This is a genomic window from Arenibacter lacus, from assembly GCF_008711145.1.
Lineage (GTDB): Bacteria > Bacteroidota > Bacteroidia > Flavobacteriales > Flavobacteriaceae > Arenibacter > Arenibacter amylolyticus.
Map to the genome: position 1 here is coordinate 16,536 of NZ_VVIN01000014.1, position 19,230 is coordinate 35,765.

Annotated in this window: 20 protein-coding genes; 11 read left to right on the forward strand and 9 right to left on the reverse strand. The window is 40.4% G+C overall.

Annotated features, from left to right (window positions below; all coding sequences use genetic code 11):
- The first annotated feature begins 83 nt into the window (after positions 1-83).
- Together F1E73_RS06435 and F1E73_RS06440 are read left to right on the forward strand one after the other, a co-directional pair.
- Positions 84-1,664: an FG-GAP repeat domain-containing protein gene (locus tag F1E73_RS06435; protein WP_150451454.1), complete on the forward strand. Its 1,581-nt coding sequence runs from the start codon at positions 84-86 to the stop codon at positions 1,662-1,664.
- A gap of 104 nt (positions 1,665-1,768) precedes the next feature.
- Positions 1,769-2,398 (forward strand): LysE family translocator, encoded by a 630-nt coding sequence (locus tag F1E73_RS06440; protein WP_150451455.1) that lies wholly within the window; start codon positions 1,769-1,771, stop codon positions 2,396-2,398.
- Between the two features lie 53 nt (positions 2,399-2,451).
- Here F1E73_RS06440 and F1E73_RS06445 read toward each other — a convergent pair whose 3' ends face one another.
- Positions 2,452-3,318 carry a DUF808 domain-containing protein gene (locus tag F1E73_RS06445; RefSeq protein WP_086478108.1) on the reverse strand — a complete coding sequence of 289 codons (867 nt, stop codon included), beginning with the start codon at positions 3,316-3,318 and terminating at the stop codon, positions 2,452-2,454.
- 327 nt (positions 3,319-3,645) lie between these two features.
- Here F1E73_RS06445 and F1E73_RS06450 point away from each other — a divergent pair, with 327 nt between their 5' ends.
- The 5 genes from F1E73_RS06450 (at position 3,646) to cls (ending at position 7,424) form a co-directional block, all read left to right on the forward strand.
- Positions 3,646-4,182 carry a lipid-binding SYLF domain-containing protein gene (locus F1E73_RS06450; protein WP_150451456.1) on the forward strand — a complete coding sequence of 179 codons (537 nt, stop codon included), beginning with the start codon at positions 3,646-3,648 and terminating at the stop codon, positions 4,180-4,182.
- Positions 4,183-4,396: 214 nt separating this feature from the next.
- Positions 4,397-5,215, forward strand: coding sequence for an SDR family oxidoreductase (locus tag F1E73_RS06455; RefSeq protein ID WP_150451457.1), 819 nt, complete (start codon positions 4,397-4,399; stop codon positions 5,213-5,215).
- Between the two features lie 53 nt (positions 5,216-5,268).
- Positions 5,269-5,730, forward strand: a complete 462-nt coding sequence (locus F1E73_RS06460) for a hypothetical protein (RefSeq protein ID WP_150451458.1) — start codon at positions 5,269-5,271, stop codon at positions 5,728-5,730.
- Positions 5,731-5,746: 16 nt separating this feature from the next.
- Positions 5,747-5,878: a hypothetical protein gene (locus F1E73_RS18005; RefSeq protein WP_262483080.1), complete on the forward strand. Its 132-nt coding sequence runs from the start codon at positions 5,747-5,749 to the stop codon at positions 5,876-5,878.
- A 139-nt stretch (positions 5,879-6,017) separates the two neighbouring features.
- Positions 6,018-7,424 carry a cardiolipin synthase gene (cls, locus tag F1E73_RS06465; protein WP_150451459.1) on the forward strand — a complete coding sequence of 469 codons (1,407 nt, stop codon included), beginning with the start codon at positions 6,018-6,020 and terminating at the stop codon, positions 7,422-7,424.
- Here cls and F1E73_RS06470 read toward each other — a convergent pair.
- The 7 genes from F1E73_RS06470 to F1E73_RS06500 form a co-directional block, all read right to left on the reverse strand.
- Positions 7,419-8,426 carry a 2-hydroxyacid dehydrogenase gene (locus F1E73_RS06470; RefSeq protein ID WP_086478112.1) on the reverse strand — a complete coding sequence of 336 codons (1,008 nt, stop codon included), beginning with the start codon at positions 8,424-8,426 and terminating at the stop codon, positions 7,419-7,421. The genes cls and F1E73_RS06470 overlap by 6 nt on opposite strands.
- Positions 8,427-8,464: 38 nt before the next feature.
- The gene (locus tag F1E73_RS06475) at positions 8,465-9,364 is read right to left on the reverse strand and encodes a mechanosensitive ion channel family protein (RefSeq protein WP_150451460.1); all 900 of its coding nucleotides are present in this window, start codon (positions 9,362-9,364) and stop codon (positions 8,465-8,467) included.
- A gap of 59 nt (positions 9,365-9,423) precedes the next feature.
- The gene (locus F1E73_RS06480; protein ID WP_150451461.1) at positions 9,424-9,837 is read right to left on the reverse strand and encodes a hypothetical protein; all 414 of its coding nucleotides are present in this window, start codon (positions 9,835-9,837) and stop codon (positions 9,424-9,426) included.
- Between the two features lie 12 nt (positions 9,838-9,849).
- Positions 9,850-10,689, reverse strand: a complete 840-nt coding sequence (locus F1E73_RS06485) for a universal stress protein (protein WP_150451462.1) — start codon at positions 10,687-10,689, stop codon at positions 9,850-9,852.
- A gap of 69 nt (positions 10,690-10,758) precedes the next feature.
- Positions 10,759-11,607 carry a universal stress protein gene (locus tag F1E73_RS06490; RefSeq protein ID WP_150451463.1) on the reverse strand — a complete coding sequence of 283 codons (849 nt, stop codon included), beginning with the start codon at positions 11,605-11,607 and terminating at the stop codon, positions 10,759-10,761.
- Between the two features lie 9 nt (positions 11,608-11,616).
- Entirely contained in the window at positions 11,617-12,447 is an 831-nt protein-coding gene (locus F1E73_RS06495) for a universal stress protein (protein WP_150451464.1), read from the reverse strand.
- 142 nt (positions 12,448-12,589) lie between these two features.
- Entirely contained in the window at positions 12,590-13,441 is an 852-nt protein-coding gene (locus F1E73_RS06500; protein WP_086478118.1) for a universal stress protein, read from the reverse strand.
- A gap of 181 nt (positions 13,442-13,622) precedes the next feature.
- On the opposite strand from F1E73_RS06500, the gene F1E73_RS06505 reads away from it, so the two are divergent.
- The 4 genes from F1E73_RS06505 to F1E73_RS06520 all read left to right on the forward strand — a co-directional run bounded on the left by F1E73_RS06505 (position 13,623) and on the right by F1E73_RS06520 (position 17,284).
- Positions 13,623-13,820 carry an SDR family oxidoreductase gene (locus F1E73_RS06505; protein ID WP_150451465.1) on the forward strand — a complete coding sequence of 66 codons (198 nt, stop codon included), beginning with the start codon at positions 13,623-13,625 and terminating at the stop codon, positions 13,818-13,820.
- 436 nt (positions 13,821-14,256) lie between these two features.
- Positions 14,257-15,339, forward strand: coding sequence for an efflux RND transporter periplasmic adaptor subunit (locus F1E73_RS06510; protein ID WP_150451466.1), 1,083 nt, complete (start codon positions 14,257-14,259; stop codon positions 15,337-15,339).
- Positions 15,336-16,598 carry an ABC transporter permease gene (locus tag F1E73_RS06515; protein ID WP_086478120.1) on the forward strand — a complete coding sequence of 421 codons (1,263 nt, stop codon included), beginning with the start codon at positions 15,336-15,338 and terminating at the stop codon, positions 16,596-16,598. The genes F1E73_RS06510 and F1E73_RS06515 overlap by 4 nt, the downstream gene beginning before the upstream one ends.
- An 11-nt stretch (positions 16,599-16,609) precedes the next feature.
- Positions 16,610-17,284: an ABC transporter ATP-binding protein gene (locus tag F1E73_RS06520; protein WP_086478121.1), complete on the forward strand. Its 675-nt coding sequence runs from the start codon at positions 16,610-16,612 to the stop codon at positions 17,282-17,284.
- A gap of 90 nt (positions 17,285-17,374) precedes the next feature.
- Here F1E73_RS06520 and F1E73_RS06525 read toward each other — a convergent pair whose 3' ends face one another.
- Positions 17,375-19,135 carry a beta-N-acetylhexosaminidase gene (locus tag F1E73_RS06525; protein WP_150451467.1) on the reverse strand — a complete coding sequence of 587 codons (1,761 nt, stop codon included), beginning with the start codon at positions 19,133-19,135 and terminating at the stop codon, positions 17,375-17,377.
- Positions 19,136-19,230 lie beyond the last annotated feature (95 nt).

Sequence of the window (19,230 nt, forward strand, 5' to 3'; positions counted from 1 at the left end):
TGGAGGTATTCATTTTTAAATACTATTTTGGTTCTGTCCAATGGTTCCTAACTGCCTAATTGGATGGTTAAATAGGTTCGGGTATGAAGGAATATGTGTTTTTAGGTCTTATGCTCCTTTTCCTTATTTCTTGTTCGGAAAGGAAGAAAGGGGTACTAGAAATAGAAAACCCTGAGATACCTGTTTCCCAGCTATCGGGGAAGGAATTGGCACATATTCATTGCGCCAGTTGCCATCTTTTGGTGCCTCCGGATAGTTTGCCAAAATTCAGTTGGAAAGAGGATGTACTTCCCGCTATGGCATTCCGACTGGGAATTTATCAAGGGGCGCATCAGCGCGATAGCCTATTGGCAATGGACAACGGAGGCGAACGGGTAGAGAGGGCCGGAGTTTTTCCCGATACCCCCATGATGGCGAAGGCCGACTGGGATAGGATTGTGGATTATTATTTAGAGAATGCTCCAGATGAAATGCCTTCCCTTTCCTATTCCAAGGAAATTAGCATGGGATTGCCACATTTTAAATTTCGAGAAGTAGCGTTTGCACAACGCCCCCCCTTAACAACAATGGTGAAAATTAGATCTAAGGGGAGGGGCATAGTCTATGCCGATGGTAAACAACACACCAACAACCTCACTTTTCTTAACTCCAAATTGGAAAAAGACTATGTGGTAGGGCTAAAAGCAAGTACCGTACAATATCATGAAAAAGACGATGCCCTATATGTGACCACTGCAGGGAAAAGTATTTTTCCAAATGATGCGGCAGAGGGAAGCTTGCTGCGGATATCTTCTACTAAACCAGGGGAACATTTCAATAGATCGGAAAAAGTCTTGGATAGCATGCAACGTCCCGTATACATGGCCTTTGGGGATTTAAATAACAATGGCTTGGAAGATATAGTAGCCTGTGAGTTTGGGAACCATACTGGTAGATTGGTCACTTACATCAATGAGGGGAAAAAGGGATATAGAAAACAGCTTTTGAATTCGAGACCAGGAGCTATAAAAGCCGTAATAAAAGATATGAATGGGGACGGTTTTAATGATATAATGGTTCTTATGGCACAGGGCGATGAGGGGGTATTCTATTATGAGAATCATGGGGACGGAACGTTTTTGGAAAAAAGACTCTTGTCCTTTATGCCCTTATTTGGTTCACAGTATATGGAGGTGGTCGATTTCAATAATGATGGATTAGATGATATCCTCTACGTCTGCGGAGATAACGCAGACAAGACCCCCTTCCTTAAAAATTATCACGGAATTTACATATTTCTCAACCAGGGAGACCTTCAGTTTAAACAAGCTTACTTTTATCCCTTAAATGGGGCTTATAAGGCCTTGGCACGGGATTTTGACCTTGATGGTGATCTCGATATAGCGGCCATATCGTTCTTTCCGGATTATTCTGGTACCCCCGAGGAGAGCTTTGTTTATTTGGAGAACAAGGGGAATTTGGAATTTAAGGACTATTCCTTCCCCCAAGCCACCAAGGGGCGGTGGATTGTTATGGATGCAGAGGATATGGATGGGGATGGGGATTTGGATTTGGCTTTGGGATCCTTTGTGTACTTTACCCCAGCAGGGGATACTACAGGTTTAGGAAAAAAATGGCTTACAAGTGGCCCGTCGATCATAATTTTGGAAAATACGATTAGATAGGGGGGAGATTTTCCATAAATAAACCCTGCTGACTAGAGGGTGTTAGGAAGCTAAATTTCAATACTTTTACCAGTTCATTTTATGGACCTATAAAATTGATTGGTATGGGAATCGAAAATTTCTTGGCATTTTTGCTCACCGCTTTATTTTTTGTGATGACCCCAGGCTTGGATACGGTCTTTATTTTGAATAAGTCCATTACCCAAGGGAGAAAAGCAGGCTTCTATGCCTCACTCGGAATAAATTCTGGGGTGTTGGTACATACTGTGTTTGCAGCCCTGGGACTTTCTATTTTAATTGCACAATCGGCCATGGCCTTTTCCTTGATAAAGTACTTGGGGGCTGCTTACCTGATTTATCTTGGAATTTCCAATTTCATTTCCAAAAAAGAAAAGTCAATGGGGAAGCCTTCTGTGGTAGGTAAGCCTAGCAAAAAACAGAGTTTTATCGCTGGCTTGGTTACTAATACCTTTAATCCGAAAGTCGCCCTATTTTTTTTAGCATTTTTTCCGCAGTTCATAAATCCCAATGAGTTAAAAAATCCCATTCCGTTTGTATTGTTGGGCGTATCTTATGCCATTATTGGGGTAGTATGGTGCCTAACCCTTACCTATTTTTCTGGCACCTTATCCAAAAAATTAATGGCCAATCCAAAAGCCAATGGGTGGATAGATATAATCGCCGGAGTGGTCTTTATTGCAATGGGGCTGACGGTGGCGTTGGATAAATCTTGATAATGTATGGATTAGGGGAGCTTTTGGCTAAGAGAAACTAATGATCTAATTCTCTATCCCTTCACCAGTTTTTTTATTGGTATAACAACTAGGAGGCAGAGTGTGCCTACGATCAACCCCACAATAAATTCGCCCAGAAGGGAGGGGATGCCAGAAAACCAATGGTGCAGGAACTCCAAATTGTGCATAAAGATGCCTCCAGAAACCAATAATAGGGCTATGGTGCCAATTACGGATAGGCTCCTAATCACAATGGGAAGGGCGTTTACCAAAAACTGCCCTATCTTATCAGAAATACTGTCATCCTCCTCGGTCATAGCAATGAGTTTAAACCCAAAATCGTCCATTCTAACAATCAGGGCTACAATACCATACACGCCTACCGTGGCTATTAAAGCAATGATGGAGACTACCATGATCTGGATGGTGATGGTCTGATTTACTACCGTTCCCAGGGCGATAATTACAATTTCTACGGAGAGAATAAAGTCGGTAAGGATGGCCGATTTAATCTTGTCCTTTTCCAATGCTAGGATTTCTTCTTTGGTGAGTTTCTGTTCTACCGCTACTTTTTTCCCATGTTCCCGATGAAAGAGGTATTCATGAATTTTTTCTGCTCCCTCATAGGCTAAATAGAGTCCGCCTAATAGTAATATTACGGTTACCGCAACAGGTAAAAAAGCACTTAAAGCAAAGGCAACCGGTAAAATAATCACTTTATTTATTAAGGAACCTTTGGTTATGGCCCATAATACAGGAATTTCCCTAGAGGAAACAAAACCTGAAGCTTTTTCGGCGTTTACCGCCAGATCATCTCCCAAAATGCCGGCGGTTTTCTTACCGGCTATTTTGCTCATTGCTCCTACATCGTCCATTAAACTCGCAATATCATCTAGTAAAGCAAAAAAACCTGAAGCCATATATATACAATTATAGAGGTGGATTAGATTTCAAGTTAATGTAAATAATATTTTTCTCAATGCTTTTAAAACAGTTTTTCTTGATCCTTTTGATTTTTTTTCTGATGAGGCATCATTTAATTTTTATCAGGCTGCAGTTTTGAAAGGAAATAAAGTTTATTGGGTATTTAGAATAAGAAGGGTTTCCAAAAACATTAAAACTTTAACTGTTTGGGTTAATGGATTGTTATTCAACTCTTTAAGTTTGAATAGTGAAGGGGTGAATTGAAAGTAGTTAGAGAACACTTACCACCCTTTTAAATGAATATTAATTTAAATCTATATGATATGAAAGTTTTAAAATCAGCTATCACTTTGGTGATCATCATGATGACCTTTGGGGTCTTTGCACAGAATGAAAAAGATCAAAAAGTTATAGATGCCGCGGAAAAAGCAAAAATGCACGCGGAAAAAATGAATGTAGGCATAGATCAATATTTCAACAATGCCTCAGGCTACGTAATCTTCCCAAATGTTGGGGAAGGGGCCTTTATTGTGGGAGGAGCTTCCGGAAATGGGGCAGTGTATGAAAATGGTACCCTGATTGGAATGGCTAACCTTAAAAAATTGGATGTAGGTCTACAAGCAGGCGGACAGACTTTTACGGAAATAATCTTTTTTGAAACCGAGGAGGCCCTGAAACACTTTAAGGAGGGAAAGTATGAATTTTCCGCGGAAGCCAAAGCAATTGCCTTAGAAAAAGGCGTTGCGGCTAATGCCAATTATAAAAATGGTGTGGTGGTGTTTGTACTGCCCAAAAAAGGCCTAATGGCCGATGTTTCGGTAGGCGGACAACGACTGGCCTATGTTCCAATGAATCAATAAAAAGTGCTGCCATAATCAAAAGTACCCCCTTGCTTGCATCGGGGTATTTTTTATCGGTACCTTAAGGGATAACTAACTATTGGGGCCCACTGCTTTTAATCCCAATCCTTTTTTTAGCTGTGATTTTTACCTCTATCGGTTTAATCATTCCCTCAAAGGTAATAGGTGGTCTTATTTTAAGAGTATTTTCTTTAAATTTATATAAAACATAGTCATGCAAAAGCCAAATGGACGCTTAGTGAATCAGACCTGTATTGTTACAGGTGCTAGTTCGGGTATTGGGAAAGCAGTTGCGATGGCCATGGGGATGGAAGGTGGGAATGTTGTAGTTAACTATCATTCTGGTAAAAAAGAAGCCGAGGAATTGGCTCACTGGATAAATGATAATTCCGATTGCGGAGAAGCAATCGTTTTTAAATGCGACGTAAGTGAGGAAAAGGAGGTGAAGGCTATGTTTAAAAAGACAGTTTCCCATTTTGGAACGGTAGATGTTTGTGTTGCCAATGCGGGAATCCAACTAGATCACCCCCTCCACGAAATGCCCTTAACCGATTGGAAAAAAGTGTTGGATGTTAATCTTACCGGACAATTCCTCTGTGCTAGGGAGTCTATCATCGAATTTAAAAGAAGGGGCTTTAGAAAAGAGTTTTCCAAATCCCTGGGCAAAATTATACACATGAGTTCCGTACACGAGGTTATCCCTTGGGCGGGGCATGCCAATTATGCCGCTTCCAAAGGCGGATTATTAATGTTGATGGAGAGTATCTGTCAAGAATATGGACCAGAAAAAATTCGATGTAATAGTATTGCTCCTGGAGCTATTAAAACGGATATCAACAAGGACGTATGGAGTTCTAAGGAGGGTGCAGAGACCATGCTGAAACTTATACCCTATAAGAGAATTGGGATTCCAGAGGATATTGGAAGTGTTGCAAGTTGGTTGGCTTCCGATGAATCCGAATATATCAATGGTACCACCATTTTTGTAGATGGGGGTATGACGTGTTATCCAGGGTTTACTACCAATGGCTAAGAAATACATTCCTGTAATACGGATATAAATAATAACCTTTTAATCGATACACAATGGAAACGGATAGCGCACACTGGGTTACCACATTGGAAGAGCTCCTATGTGAGTTAGTTGCCTCCAAGGAAGCATATGAAGAGATGTCCCTTACAGAGGAACTGGAACGTAAACGTATTTTCTTCATGCAGCAGGCGGCACAAAGAAAGGAGTTCGAAAAAAACTTGAGGGAAGAGATTGTAGCGGTTAAGGAGGGAGGCGTATATAAACTTAAAAAAGATTCACCTTGTATTTATGATGGGGTTGCCGCCACCGTGGGCAGTAGAAATCTTACTGCTATAGAAGTAGACCGATTGATATTACTAAGGGAAAAAGACCTAATTAAGAAGTACCAAGAGGTATTGAATCACAAAAACCTGCCAGATACTACCGGTGCAATTTTACAAGCACAAGCCGAAGATATAAATGATATCATCCAAAAGCTAGTATTGGAATTGAACTTAGAAGAAAACAACTTTTAATTTTAACGCACATAAAATGAAAAATATCATAAGAGCCTTGTTAGCCGGTTGGGGCGCAAAAAAACTTGGGGGAGGTAAATGCGGTTGTATAGGGGCTATCGTAGTATTTATTATTCTCTATTGGTTGCTGGGCTATGTGTTTAATTGATTCCTGCCCAATTAAAGGAATCCTTTATTTAGAGGATGCCTTTGCCACCAAAACGTAGAACGCCATTTGAAGCAAATAGCAGCCGTATTTATCTGATTTTTATGGTAATATATTTTACCTTGAATAAATAACTAGTGCTATGTGGTTTTTGCTCCTTATTGTAGGCTACCTCTTTTTTGCCGTCATCATTGTAATAAGTGTTTTGTTACATGGGGCTAGGCCTTCCAGAACTTTGGCATGGCTCTTGGCCATTTTTACTGTTCCTGTGGGTGGTATTTTACTATACCTTTTATTGGGAAGGAATAGACGAAAGAATAAGCTCTTCAAACTAAGAAAAAAGGCCTTTTTAAACCTGCCCAAACCTTCCACGGCACAGATGGAGTCCTTTGATGGCGAGTATAAAAAAATGATGACGTTGGTGTATAAAAACTCCCAATTTCCTCCAACCCCTCATAATCGCTTACAGCTTTTAAAGGATGGGAAAACGACTTTTGAAGCTATTTTTCAGGCACTTGAGCTTGCCAAAAAACAGATACACCTACAATATTATATTTTTGAGGATGGGGAACTTGCCAATCAGTTGTTAGCACTCTTTGAGAAGAAAATTGCCCAAGGGGTTAAAATAAGACTGATTTATGACGGAATAGGCAGTTTTTCATTGAGTAAGGCATATCGGAAAAAATTAATAGCCATTGGTGTTGAGGTGATTCCCTTTTTGCCTTTTAAATTTGGACGATTCCTATCGTCCCTCAATTATAGAAACCATCGTAAAATTATAGTGGTAGATGGAAAGGTTGCCTTTACGGGAGGAATTAATATTTCCGACAAATACTTAAAAGGAGATTTAGCCTTGGGCAATTGGCACGATATGCATCTTAAAATAGAAGGGGAGGCGGCAAGCCACTTAAATTATCTTTTTTCGATGGATTGGTACCTGGTAAGTCAGACTACCATTGAACCCATTCCTAGGCTTCCATCGGAGGCCACTACTGGGGAAAATACTATGGTGCAAATTGTTTCTGGGGGGGCCGATGACGATTTCCCTGCGATGGAACAAGCCATTTTTGCGATGATCAATATGGCTAAAGACTATCTCTACATAACCAATCCCTATATTATTCCGGGGCAAGCAATTATGCAGGCTTTGCAGACTGCAGCCCGAAGCGGGGTAGATGTTCGTCTTATGCTATCGGAAAAGGTTGATGGCAAAATTGTTGGTTGGAGCGTGCGTTCCTATTTTGAGGCCATGCTAAAATCCGGTATTAAAATCTATCTTTTTCCGGAGGGATTCCTGCACAGTAAAATCATGGTAAGTGACGATACTGTTTCTACTGTTGGGACAGCTAATCTGGACGTGCGAAGCTTTGAACAAAACTATGAGGTAAATGCCATTATCTATGATCGTGAATTTGCAAAGATGCTTCGTAACGATTTTCTTAAAGATGCCAATATAAGTAGAATGCTTTCTTACCAAGAATATGTGAGCAGGCCTTGGACCGAAAAGTTAAAAGAAGGGTTTGGAAAGGTTTTTAGTCCCGTTTTATAAGATACTGGCCTCCCATCCCAATTCGTTTTCACTGTTTACTCCCTTGGCCCAGCAGTCCAAATTATAAAAGGTAGTTTCGGCAATATTACTCAGTGCCTCCCTAGTTATAAAGCCCTGATGTGGGGTAAGCAATACATTGGAAAAGGAAAGCAGTTTTTTAAGTTGTTCATCCTTAATTCCGGTTTTGGAATTGTCCCTATAGAAAGTGCCTTTTTCCTTTTCGTACACATCGGCACCGTAGGCTCCAATTAAGTGATTTTCTAAGGCGTGTATCAATGCATTGGTCTTTACTACTGCGCCTCGAGCGGTATTGAGTAACACCACCCCGTTTTTCATGATGTTTAAGGCAGCTTCATCAATTAGATAGTGGGTCTCTTGGGTAAGTGGTACATGTAAACTGATGATATCCGAATTGGAATATAGCTCCTCTAAACCCACATAGCGTACGCCGTAGGTAGCAACTAGGTTAGAATTAGGACTTAGATCGTTGGCTAAAATATGACAGCCAAATCCGTTCATAATCTTTACCATAATACTCCCAATATTCCCCGTACCAATAATTCCCATCGTTTTACCATGAAGATCAAAGCCCATTAAATCCTGTTGAGCAAAATTGTAGATTTTGGTCCTGGAATTTGCCAAAAAAATTTTTCTATTCAATGCCAAAAGCAAGGTAGTAGCATGTTCTGCAATGGCGTAGGGAGAATAGCTTGGAACATTGGCCACTTTAAACCCTAAGCGTTTTGCGGTGTGGATTTGGATGTTGTTATGCCCAGTAGAACGGAGGGTAATATGGCGCACACCTAAATCCCACAATTTCTCCAATACCACAAGGGAAGGGCTATCCCCAGAAAATATAGAGATTGTTTTATAACCAACAGCTTTAATGGCGGTGTTTATATCCAAAGCTTCCCTACAATAGAATACCTTATAGGTACCCTTGTTGGCAGCTTCCAAAAATGGAATCTCAAATTCTTTAGCACTATATACCAGTAATTTCATGCTGTTACTTCTTGATATTTTATATTAGGTTTATCAAACTATTTTTTCAGATTCACTTCCAATTCGGGTATTTTCAGCAATTGTAAGGTGGTCGATGCTAGGTTGACCTTGCCGTCTGTGGCCGAAACGGCTTGTGATATGTGGTGAAATAGTTTGTTTTTTGTGACTCTCCTCAATTTATAATCGGTAATATACCTTAGGTTTAATGCAATCCAATTATCGGTTATGCGTAATGCCAAGGTGGGTTCTAGGGTAGCGTTTTCAATATAATAGTGGGCTACCATTTCCTCCCATTTGGCCATTGAGCTTGCTGTATATTCCGAAAGCAAACTGGTTGCAGTATCTAACATTATTTTTTTCGCCAATTCCACATCGGAATCAAAGGTTATTAGTATATCCAGTTCATCCCAAATAAAGGGGAAATCCATGGAGTAGTTCTTTATGGGGCCTTTAAAAACAAAAGCATTGCTTATTTTTATAATTCTACCAGAATAATTATCACTACTTACCCATTCGCCCATTTCCATTAGGGTGGTATAAATACTATCTATGTCAATAACATCGCCTTTAATCCCATTGATTTCTATACGATCCCCTGGTTTATAGACACGCACAAAAAAGATATAAAAAGAACCTGCTATACTCAGTATAAGCTCCTGCAAGGTAAAGGTGATTCCCGCGGTAAAAAGACCAATAATAACAGTGTAATTCTCTATGTTATCTACCGTAAAGGATATCAATACCAAGATGCCGATGAGTAGATATCCAATTACCTCCACTCCTTTTTGGGCTTTGTACCGTATGGATAGGTCGCTTATTCGCTTTTTTAAAAGTTTCCTTAAAAAACCTATTACCAGCACAATGAAGAGTACCCATAGGAGTAGCTTAGTGACTCTAACCACAATGGGATTATCAAAAAAGTCGAGGAGTTCTATCATATAGCATTCATATATTACTACCTAAAAACAGAATAGGTTAGTCGCTATTTTTTTATCGACTATTTTCCGTTTTTAAAATAATCCCGTACCAAGGCTTTTACCTGATTTTCGGTCATACTATCCGACTTAATTACTCCCTTTAGTTTACTGGCCAACGCCTTGTAATTCTCTGTCAATTCCTTCTTAAACTTTTCATTCGTATCGGCAGGGCCGAAAAGAGCAATCGCATCGGCATCCGCTATGGCATGGGCCAGGTTGCTGAAATACGCTTTTAATTGATGCTTTTCGCGCTCTAGAAATTTACTGTCCTGTATAACATCCTGTGGCCCCCACTTGGCCGATTTTGTGCCAGATCCGCCATGTGGTCTATAAAACTCCAACTCCGACATAACCGTTTCAAATCCTTCTTCCTTTCCCGAAAGCCTCACAATGTGAGCTTTTTCCTTGTCCAACCAAATTCCATAATTTTTCATAGTATCAATTTTTTAGTGTAAAGCCAAAATCGGAACCGTAGCGCTATATCCTATTTCCTTTACCAAGGGCCTAGAAAATATGCTGCCAAAGAAAAAATGTTTCCGATTTATAAAAGCGATCATATCGCTATTTCTCCTATTCGCGAAGGATGTAATCCCGTGGGCCACATCTTTCTCGGGTAGTGTATGAAAACTGTGATCTACAGTCTCCAGAATCTCCTGTAATAAGTCTTTGTTGTTTATCTGCAAGTCTGTTAGTTCTTCCTTCTTGCTAATGTAGATAACCCGAATATGCGCTTGGTGTATTTGGGCAATTTCTATGAGATAATTCAATTCCTTTCTCTTATAGCTGGTTTTAAAGTCGGATGGAAAAACTATTTCCTTGGGCGGCTTAAAACTTACATTTTCGGGGATGGCCAATACGGGGCACTCCGTAATTACCTCCATGGTATTTACCGTATTGCTTCCAAATATGACCCCTTTGATGCCCGAAGCACCTTGGGTGCCCATCACCACCAAATCGATATCCTTTTGGTCTATGGTCTGCTTTATAGCCTCCGATAGAAAATTATAGGAAGCTATGGTATGGTAGGTATGTTTAGGATTATCTCGATGCAAGGCAATTATCTCTAACAGTTTTTGAAATTTTTCCTCCGATTTCGCCCTTGCCTCTTCGTACTCTCCGCTTCCTGGTTCTGGTACCAATAAATTACTGGTAGTGTAACTATCTAGCCTAAAAACATTTAAAAAATAGAAGGTACAGTTTAGTTTTTCATAAAGATCCAAGGCATATCTAACCGCGTTTAGGGCATTTTTGGAGAAATCCGTAGGTATTAAAATTCTTTTGTCCATAGGTTCCACTTCTTTTGGAGTTAATAGCGTAAATATAGCGTACAGGGGGGAGTAAAAATATGACAACCGTCAGTCGGCAAGTGGAAGGATTAGCAAGGGGATCTTTGCATACATACTTATATCCTGCACAATAGGTTCGCGTACCATCAGCTCCAGAAATCGGTGCTTGTGGTGTACCATGGTCAAAATATCTATAGGTCTACGCTCAATAAAATAATTGATGACTAGGGCCTTATCTTCAAATTGGGGTATCCAATGAAAATTATAATCAATTTCTCTGAGGTAGCTTTGAAGTAATTTTCTATTGGCTTCCTGCACCTTGTTGAGTATATTGTCCTGTGGGATGTGCAATATTCGTAGGGATGCTTTTAAAAGTGCCGTTATCCATAGTAATGGGGCGATTGTTTTTTGGGAACAGCCTTTTTTAAAATCGGTTACGAAAGCAATTTCCTTTGGAGGTTTAAAATCCGCTTCCCTAGGAATGGCCAATAAAGGACACTTTTTTAAAGCATTGGCCATTTTTATGGTATGGCCCCCAAAAAACAACTCTTTGGCCGCCGTTTCCCCTTTGCTCCCCATCACCATTAGATCTATGTTGTACGCTTTAATGAGCTGTTTACTAATTTTGGGTAGAACCCCTCGCTTGGACAAAGACTTAAATTGATGCTGGGGGTTCTGGTCATCCAACCCTATTTTATAGAGAGTTTGGGCCAATTTTTCTTCCGACTCCCTTTGGTTGGAATCCAAAGTTTTTTTACTCCCTATAAGGGGCAGAAGTCCTCCTTTTAATGGGGGGTACTGGTTATAGACATGGAGAATATAAAACGTACAGCCTTGGGAAGACAACAGCTGCGTGGCATAGAACAAGGCTGCGTATGCATCGTTGGAAAAATCGGTAGCTATTAAGATATTCTTCATGGGTCACTATTAAAGAGGAGGGAACACCATAAAGGGAATAGTAATATGGAATCCTATTTTTTTGATTACCGGCTCCAAGAACATTCGCTCTATAAAACTGTGCTTGTTCTGCATCATAACAAGGAGGTTGGTGCGATTTTTATCCTGAAATTGGTTAATTGCCGTGATAATTTCACTGTCGGGAACTTCATGAAAAAGGGCAGTATCTTTCAATAACCCCTCTAGTTGTGCCTTATTTTTTTCCTGTAGGGGATTTAGCTCATAGCTAGCCCGTACATGTAATACGTTTATTCTGGAGTTATACTTTTGGACAAGGGCAAGCAGGGGTTCCATTCGTTCCATATCATAGGAAATTTCATAATCGGTGGGAAACAGGATTTCTTTGGGTGCCTCGTATTCAAAGTTGGGTGGGACTGCAATTACGGGACACTTAGCCTGTTTTATTACGTGTACGGTATTAGTGCCTAACAGAATTTCTTGCAACCCTGTGGCTCCTTGGGTACCCATTACAATAAGGTCTATATTTTCGGCATCTATCATAACCGATATTTCACCCACTAGGGTATTAAATGCCGAATGGACAATAAAGTGGTGCTTGGGATTCTTGTTATCCAGTTTCCTCTTTAATTCTTCCAGTTGCGACATGCTACTTTCCTGTAATACATCACCCAGGCCTATTTGTCCTGGACTTCCCAACAAGTATTCGGTTTGGTACACTGCTGGGGTATAGGTGTGTAATAGAAAAAATGTACACTCCGCTTCCTTATAAAGCTTAAGGGCATATTGAATTGCTTGAAATGAATTATCTGAAAAGTCCGTGGGTAATAGAATACGTACCATAGCCTTGTGTTTTTTATTAATTATTAAAACTAACCGAAAAGTTAGCAGCACACCATGATAACAATCAGCTTAGTCCGGATTATAAACACTACCTACCATTGGTACTTTTTACTTGTTATGGATTGTAAAACATCCCGTACCGTTAGACTTGTATGGACAGAAGAGGGATTTTGGTATTAAAGCTTACCTCCTCTACGGTAGTGTCCATAAATAGTTTATGAAAGGGCCCATATTCCTTGGAGATCATGACGATGAGGTCTGCCGAAATTTCATCGGTATAGGACTGAATGCCATCCTCCACTTTTTTTGATATAACTCTATGAAATTTAACCGGTTTATTTAGAGTTTCAGAGATGCGTTTAACCCATTGGCGTTGCAGGGCCTCCACTTCCTTAAAAAGAGGAATATCTGATTTAGTGACGTATAGTAAGTGAATTTGGGTGGGTTGTAAACCAACCAGGTTATCCATCTTTTTTAGGAGGGTGTCATTTATGGGCAACTCAAAATCCACAGGAAAGACCAGCTGCTTAAAACCTTTGTATCGGGCTTTATGGGGTACCACCAAAACATCACATCCTACCTTGGTAATGACATCGCCAGCATGCGAGCCCGTAAAAAACTCCTTAAGGGCCGTTGCTCCTTTAGTACCCATAATTATAAGATCTACGTTCTTATCATGAATAAGTTTTTGAATGGCCTTAACAAAGAACCCTTCCTCACAAATAAGGCTACACAAATGCTGAGTGCCTTTTGAGGAGGTGGAGTAAACAAGCTTCTTAAGGTCCTCTAATTTCTCCTGAATACCCTTAGGAGCTCTTTCTACCAAAATATTGGTTCCAAAATTATAGATGGGCCTTTCCTTATAGTCCGTGCCATCCAAATTAATATAGCTGATAATAAAATGACAAGGGGTATGCCTAAATAGGTCTAGCGCATACAAGAGTGCGTTTTTTGAGTTTTTGGAAAAATCTGTAGGTATTAAGATGGTGTTCATTGGTCTTTCATTTAGTGCTTTTGCATAAAAATAGTCCACCTTACTTCCAATTGCTATGATTTTGGTCAGGGATAAACTGTATTTGTAAGGATTTAAAGGAAGTAGGGTGGGGATATGACGGGCGTCATAACTATTTATAAATAAGGGTGAATACCATTCATCCAGGTCCCGTAAACAAATAATGATGCGACGTATAGAAAAATCCATTTCACCAAATAGTCCGCTTGATGTACAAAAGGGATTCCAGTCTACAGTTCCCTTAGATAGGTATGCAGAATCGAAAGAAATTGCTGAAATGGCCCTTTTCCTAGTCTCAGATCAGAGTAGCTATATAACGGGATGCACCCTAGTGGTAGATGGAGGCATGATGATCGCTTAATTTAAATGGCAATTTTGATTAATTGTTGATCCTAAATGGATAATGGGGCTGTTGTAACGATATGCTGTCACCTAAAGATTTTAGTCTGTTTGCTTGTATCGGATGATTAACAACAGTGGGGCTTGGTAGTACACCAGAAGCTTAAACCTTATTCAATGTGAAGAGGTTATTTATAAAGTAGTGGTCTTATAAGCTACTTTATGAGTAGCCTTTTTAGTAGACATACTACTCAAGCCCGGGCAAATAATAGTGATGGTGTTCACAACTCGTTAGAAGGCTATTTATTCAGAAAACAATATTTCAACATTTAAGATCGGTTGATCTTGGCCATTAAGAGGAATGAGCAATAAGCTTTCAAATTAGTTGGACTAATGACTTTGCTCATGTTCTTAAAGCTCAAATTAATGTTATTTTGAATGAAGATAATTATTCTATTATGCGTTATTTGATACTCTTGGTAACCGTTTTGTTCTTAACCTCATGCGAAGGGCCACAAGAGCGGGTTTTTCCGAAAATATCGTCGTTGACAGAATCTGTTTATGCTTCTGCCACTATACAACCAGATAGTTTGTATAGGGTATATGCGGCAGTGGGTGGTATATTGGATCAAAACTTGGTAGAGGAGGGCGACTTAGTACAACCGGGTACCCCCCTGATGCAGATAATTAATAAAACCCCAAAACTCAATACCGAAAATGCAAAGCTTGCCCTGCAATTAGCAGAGGAGAATTATAGTGGTAGTGCAGCCTTGTTAAAGGATTTGGAAGAACAAATACAGGCGGCAAGCCTGAATTTTAGAAATGATTCCATCAATTTTTTTCGTCAAAAACGGTTGTGGGATCAACAGATAGGGTCCAAAACGGAACTAGATAACCGCCAATTGGCCTATGAACTTTCCCTAAACAACCGCAACATTTTAAAAAGTAGGTACGCCCGCACCAAAAACGAGCTAAAAACCCAATTGCAGCAGGCTAGCAACAACTATGAGGCAGCAAGGATAAATAGCAAGGACTTTACCGTTAGTAGTAAGATTAACGGAAAGGTGTACGCACTTTTTAAGGAACCTGGAGAAGTGGTAAGCATTTTGGAGCCCCTAGCAGTGGTAGGTAGTGCTTCCGTCTTTGTAATTGAAATGCGGGTAGATGAGATGGATATTGTTAAGCTGACTCTAGGTCAAAAAGCCTTAATAAGCTTGGATGCCTATCCCTCACAGGTATTCACGGCAACGGTAACGAAAATATATCCAAGAAAGGACGAACGATCGCAAACCTTTACGGTCGAGGCCACTTTTAATGATCCGCCCAAAACCTTGTACCCTGGATTGGCAGGGGAGGGGAACATAATTATTGCGGAGAAGGAAAATGCCTTAACCATCCCCAAGACCTATCTTACCGATGGGAATAAAGTACATACTCCAGATGGGGTGTTGGAGGTTACTCTGGGATTGCAAAATCTGGAACGCGTAGAAATATTGGCCGGAATTAATGAAGAAACCGAGTTGTTAAAGCCCAAACAATGATTAATTGGAAAGTGATATTGAACATAGCCAAGACCCATTTGATTACCAAAAGGAAATCTACGGTCACTGCTGCCCTAGGGGTAACTTTCGGGATTGCGGCCTATATCACTTTGGTTAGTTTTATGACCGGACTGAATCAAATGTTAGACAGCCTTATTTTAAACCAGACGCCCCATATACATCTTTACAACGAAATTAAACCGAGTGTAGAACAGCCAGTAGCGCTATACGAACCGTTTAAGAATTCGGTAAATATGGTGCATTCCATAAAGCCTAAGCAGGGGCAGCAAAAAATTCACAATGCACTTCCCATTTTACATTATTTGAAAAATAACAAGGAGGTAAAAGGTGCCACTCCTCAATTGCGTGCTCAGATCTTTTATCTCTCTGGATCCATAGAACTGGGAGGAAACTTGATAGGCGTGGATGTTATGGAAGAAGCCCGACTCTCCAATATGGGTGATTATATTGTTGGAGGGAGTCCGGAAGCGCTTAAGAATACAGACAATGGGATATTGCTGGGAGCTGGCCTTGCTTCTAAAATGTCCCTTGCCGTGGGGGATAGAGTACAGGTAAGCACGGTAAGGGGCGATGTTTTTCCCTTAAAAATAGTAGGGATCTATCAAAGCGGGATTGCCGATATAGACAATGTACAGAGCTATGCCAACCTAAAGACGGTACAACGTATATTGGGAGAAGCACAAAATTATATAACGGATATCAAGATAAAACTTTTCGATATAGAAAAGGCACCTACCATGGCAGAGAACCTGGTAAGTCAATTTAAAGTTACCGCTACGGATATCAATCAGGCCAATGCCCAATTTGAGACCGGATCCAACATCAGAAATCTTATTACCTATGCGGTTTCTATTACCCTTCTGATTGTAGCAGGATTTGGGATTTACAATATTCTAAACATGCTTATTTATGAGAAAATGAAGGATATCGCCATTTTAAAAGCCACGGGATTCTCCGGTACGGACGTACAATTGATATTTATGAGCCAAGCGATGATTATAGGTGTTTCTGGGGGTACTCTCGGATTAATTATTGGCTATGTCTTTTCCAGGCTGATAGATAGGGTGCCTTTTGAAACCGAGGCCTTACCCACAATAACTACCTATCCCATTAATTACAATATAGCCTATTATGTTATAGGGATATCCTTTGCCTTACTTTCTACATTTATCGCAGGATGGCTGCCAGCAAGCAAGGCGAAACGAATTGATCCCGTACGTATTATCCGTGGCACTTAAAGGTAGAAACAATGACGCTTGTACTAGAGACTAAAAATATTGATAAGTATTTTCATAAGCCCAAGGAATTTCATGTGCTGAAAGATATCTCCTTTGGGGTAGAACAGGGAGAGTTTGCTGCGATTATGGGGAAGTCTGGATGTGGTAAATCAACCTTGCTCTATATCCTCTCTACCATGGACACGGACTATACCGGAGAACTTTATTTAGATGGGAAATTGGTGACCGGACAACCCAAAACTAATCTTTCGCGCATACGAAATAAACATATTGGCTTTGTGTTTCAGTTCCATTATCTATTATCGGAATTCAGCGTGTTGGAAAATGTGATGCTTCCCGCAAAAAAACTAGCAGAGAAATCCACAGCAGAAATAGAGCACGACGCAATGGAAAAGCTCAAAATGCTTCATATAGATCAATTGGCCAAACAGAAAGCGTCTAGGATCTCTGGGGGTGAAAAACAGCGGGTAGCCATTGCCAGAGCTTTAATTAATAACCCCACTATACTTATGGGCGATGAGCCTACCGGAAATTTGGATAGTCATAATTCGGAAAATGTTTTCCATATTTTTAAACGCCTAAAGGAAGAAGAAGGCTTGGCGCTCCTGGTAGTAACCCATGATAAGGATTTTGCCAAACGTACGGATAGAATTATTCTAATGGAAGACGGGCGGGTAATTCGTTAAAAGGGAGACATCTTAAGGTAAGAAAGGGAGATAAGTCTTGTAACATCCTTACCTCCCTAATCCTGTACCAATCCTAGTTGCGCATACCCTCTATTTAGGCATGGCTTCCTCTAAGGGAGCATAATAAATCTCTTTGTCTTTCCATATTTCCATTAGCTTGGGAAGTACTTTAATAAATCGATCAAAATCCTTTTGCTGGGGCTGTGTCCAACCTACTTCTGCATAGGCCGCTATACGGGGAAAGGTCATAAAATCCATATAACCACTAGTAGGAATCCATTCTCCCCACATCTGGGTACCCGTCCCAATAATTCTGTTGTGGTACTTGGAGTCTAGATCCTTCGGTACGGGGTTAAAATCATAGGCCCGCTTTAAGGGAATACTGCTATAAGAATAATCCAAATAGGTTTCCGTGTGTAAAGAGTTCACAATGGTATACCCAGCTTCGGCAGCTTCCGTCATCAATTTAATATCTCCTCTCCAGAAATGGATTACTGCATTTTTGGATAGTTCGGTTTCTGCTTCGCCATCTTTTTCCGCTTGGTACTCATGAACGTTTTTCCCTAGAATTTCGTTCCATCCCATCATTTTTCTTCCTTTACTTTCAATATAATTAGATATTCTATTGGTGAAATCCACTTGTAAATCTGCAAAGGTCGGTAAGTTGTGCTTTTTCATATACGCTCTAATCTCCTCAGAATTCTCCCAATGGTCGTACTTTGCTTCATCACCCCCAATATGGATAACTTTGGAAGGGAATAAGGCCATCACCTCATCCAATACATCGGTAAGGAAATCGTAGACTTTTGGGTCGGCTACATTAAAGATATCTTCACTTACCCCGAAGTTGATAGGGACTTCTATCTGTTTTCCAGACGAACCTAACCAAGGGTAGGCGGCTATTGCGGCAGATGAATGACCTGGCATTTCTATCTCCGGTACTATCGTTATATATCGCTCCTCTGCATAGGCTATAATCTCCTTAATTTCTTCCTGTGTATAATAACCTTCATGGGGCTCCCCGGATTGTATGGGACTGTCCCATTTTCTAGGACCTACTTGAGTGCTTTTTCTTTTAGATCCAACTTCGGTCAATAAAGGACATTTCTTTATTTCTATCCTCCAGCCTTGATCGTCTACCAAATGCCAATGGAAGACGTTCATTTTTAGTCGGGCCATTTCGTCTAGTAATTTCTTAACCTGGTCCATCCCTTGGAAATAGCGTCCTTCATCTAACATATAAGCCCTCCAACCAAATCGGGGAGCGTCTGTGATACTAACATATGCCAAATTTATTCCTTGCTGTTGGGATACTAACTGCCGTAGGGTCTGCAGACCATAGAATATACCTTGTTCATTGGCAGCGGAGATAAGGATTCCCTTTTTGTTGACCTCCAATCGGTAGGCGCCCTCGGCCTGATCTTCCTTTTGGTTTAGTTCTAGTCTTAGGTCTGACTTCCTATGGTTTTGGCCCTTTTCGGTACGCCAATTGTTTTCCTCGGTGAAGATGTTAGACGCATATTGTACTAAGGCATCAAGTCGTTCATTATTTCCTGAAATCTGGACGACCTCCCCAAAAGTGTAGGTGCCAGATTTGCTTTCTAGGTGATTTGGTTGTGGGATAACACCAAAATTTGACGCTTGGCCCATTAAAAGCGTAGGGATAAGAAGGAGTAAACTCCATGTAAACACTTTACTCACTAAGTGAGATTTGAACCTGACTGCCGTCAGGCAAGTTGCTCCGACCCTTGGGTGGATTTGTAATCGGCATTTTCCTTCCGATGCCTCATGGGCCTGCCCGTTTCCGTTTAGGCGGGCCTGCCCTGAGGTAATTTGATTTCTCTTTTGCATTTTAAACTAGTTGGATTAATTATTAGAAACGGTTTTATGGAAGCAAAGAAGATCTAATAGGGTTTTAAAGGCTATAAGTTCTCTGGCTCCTTGAC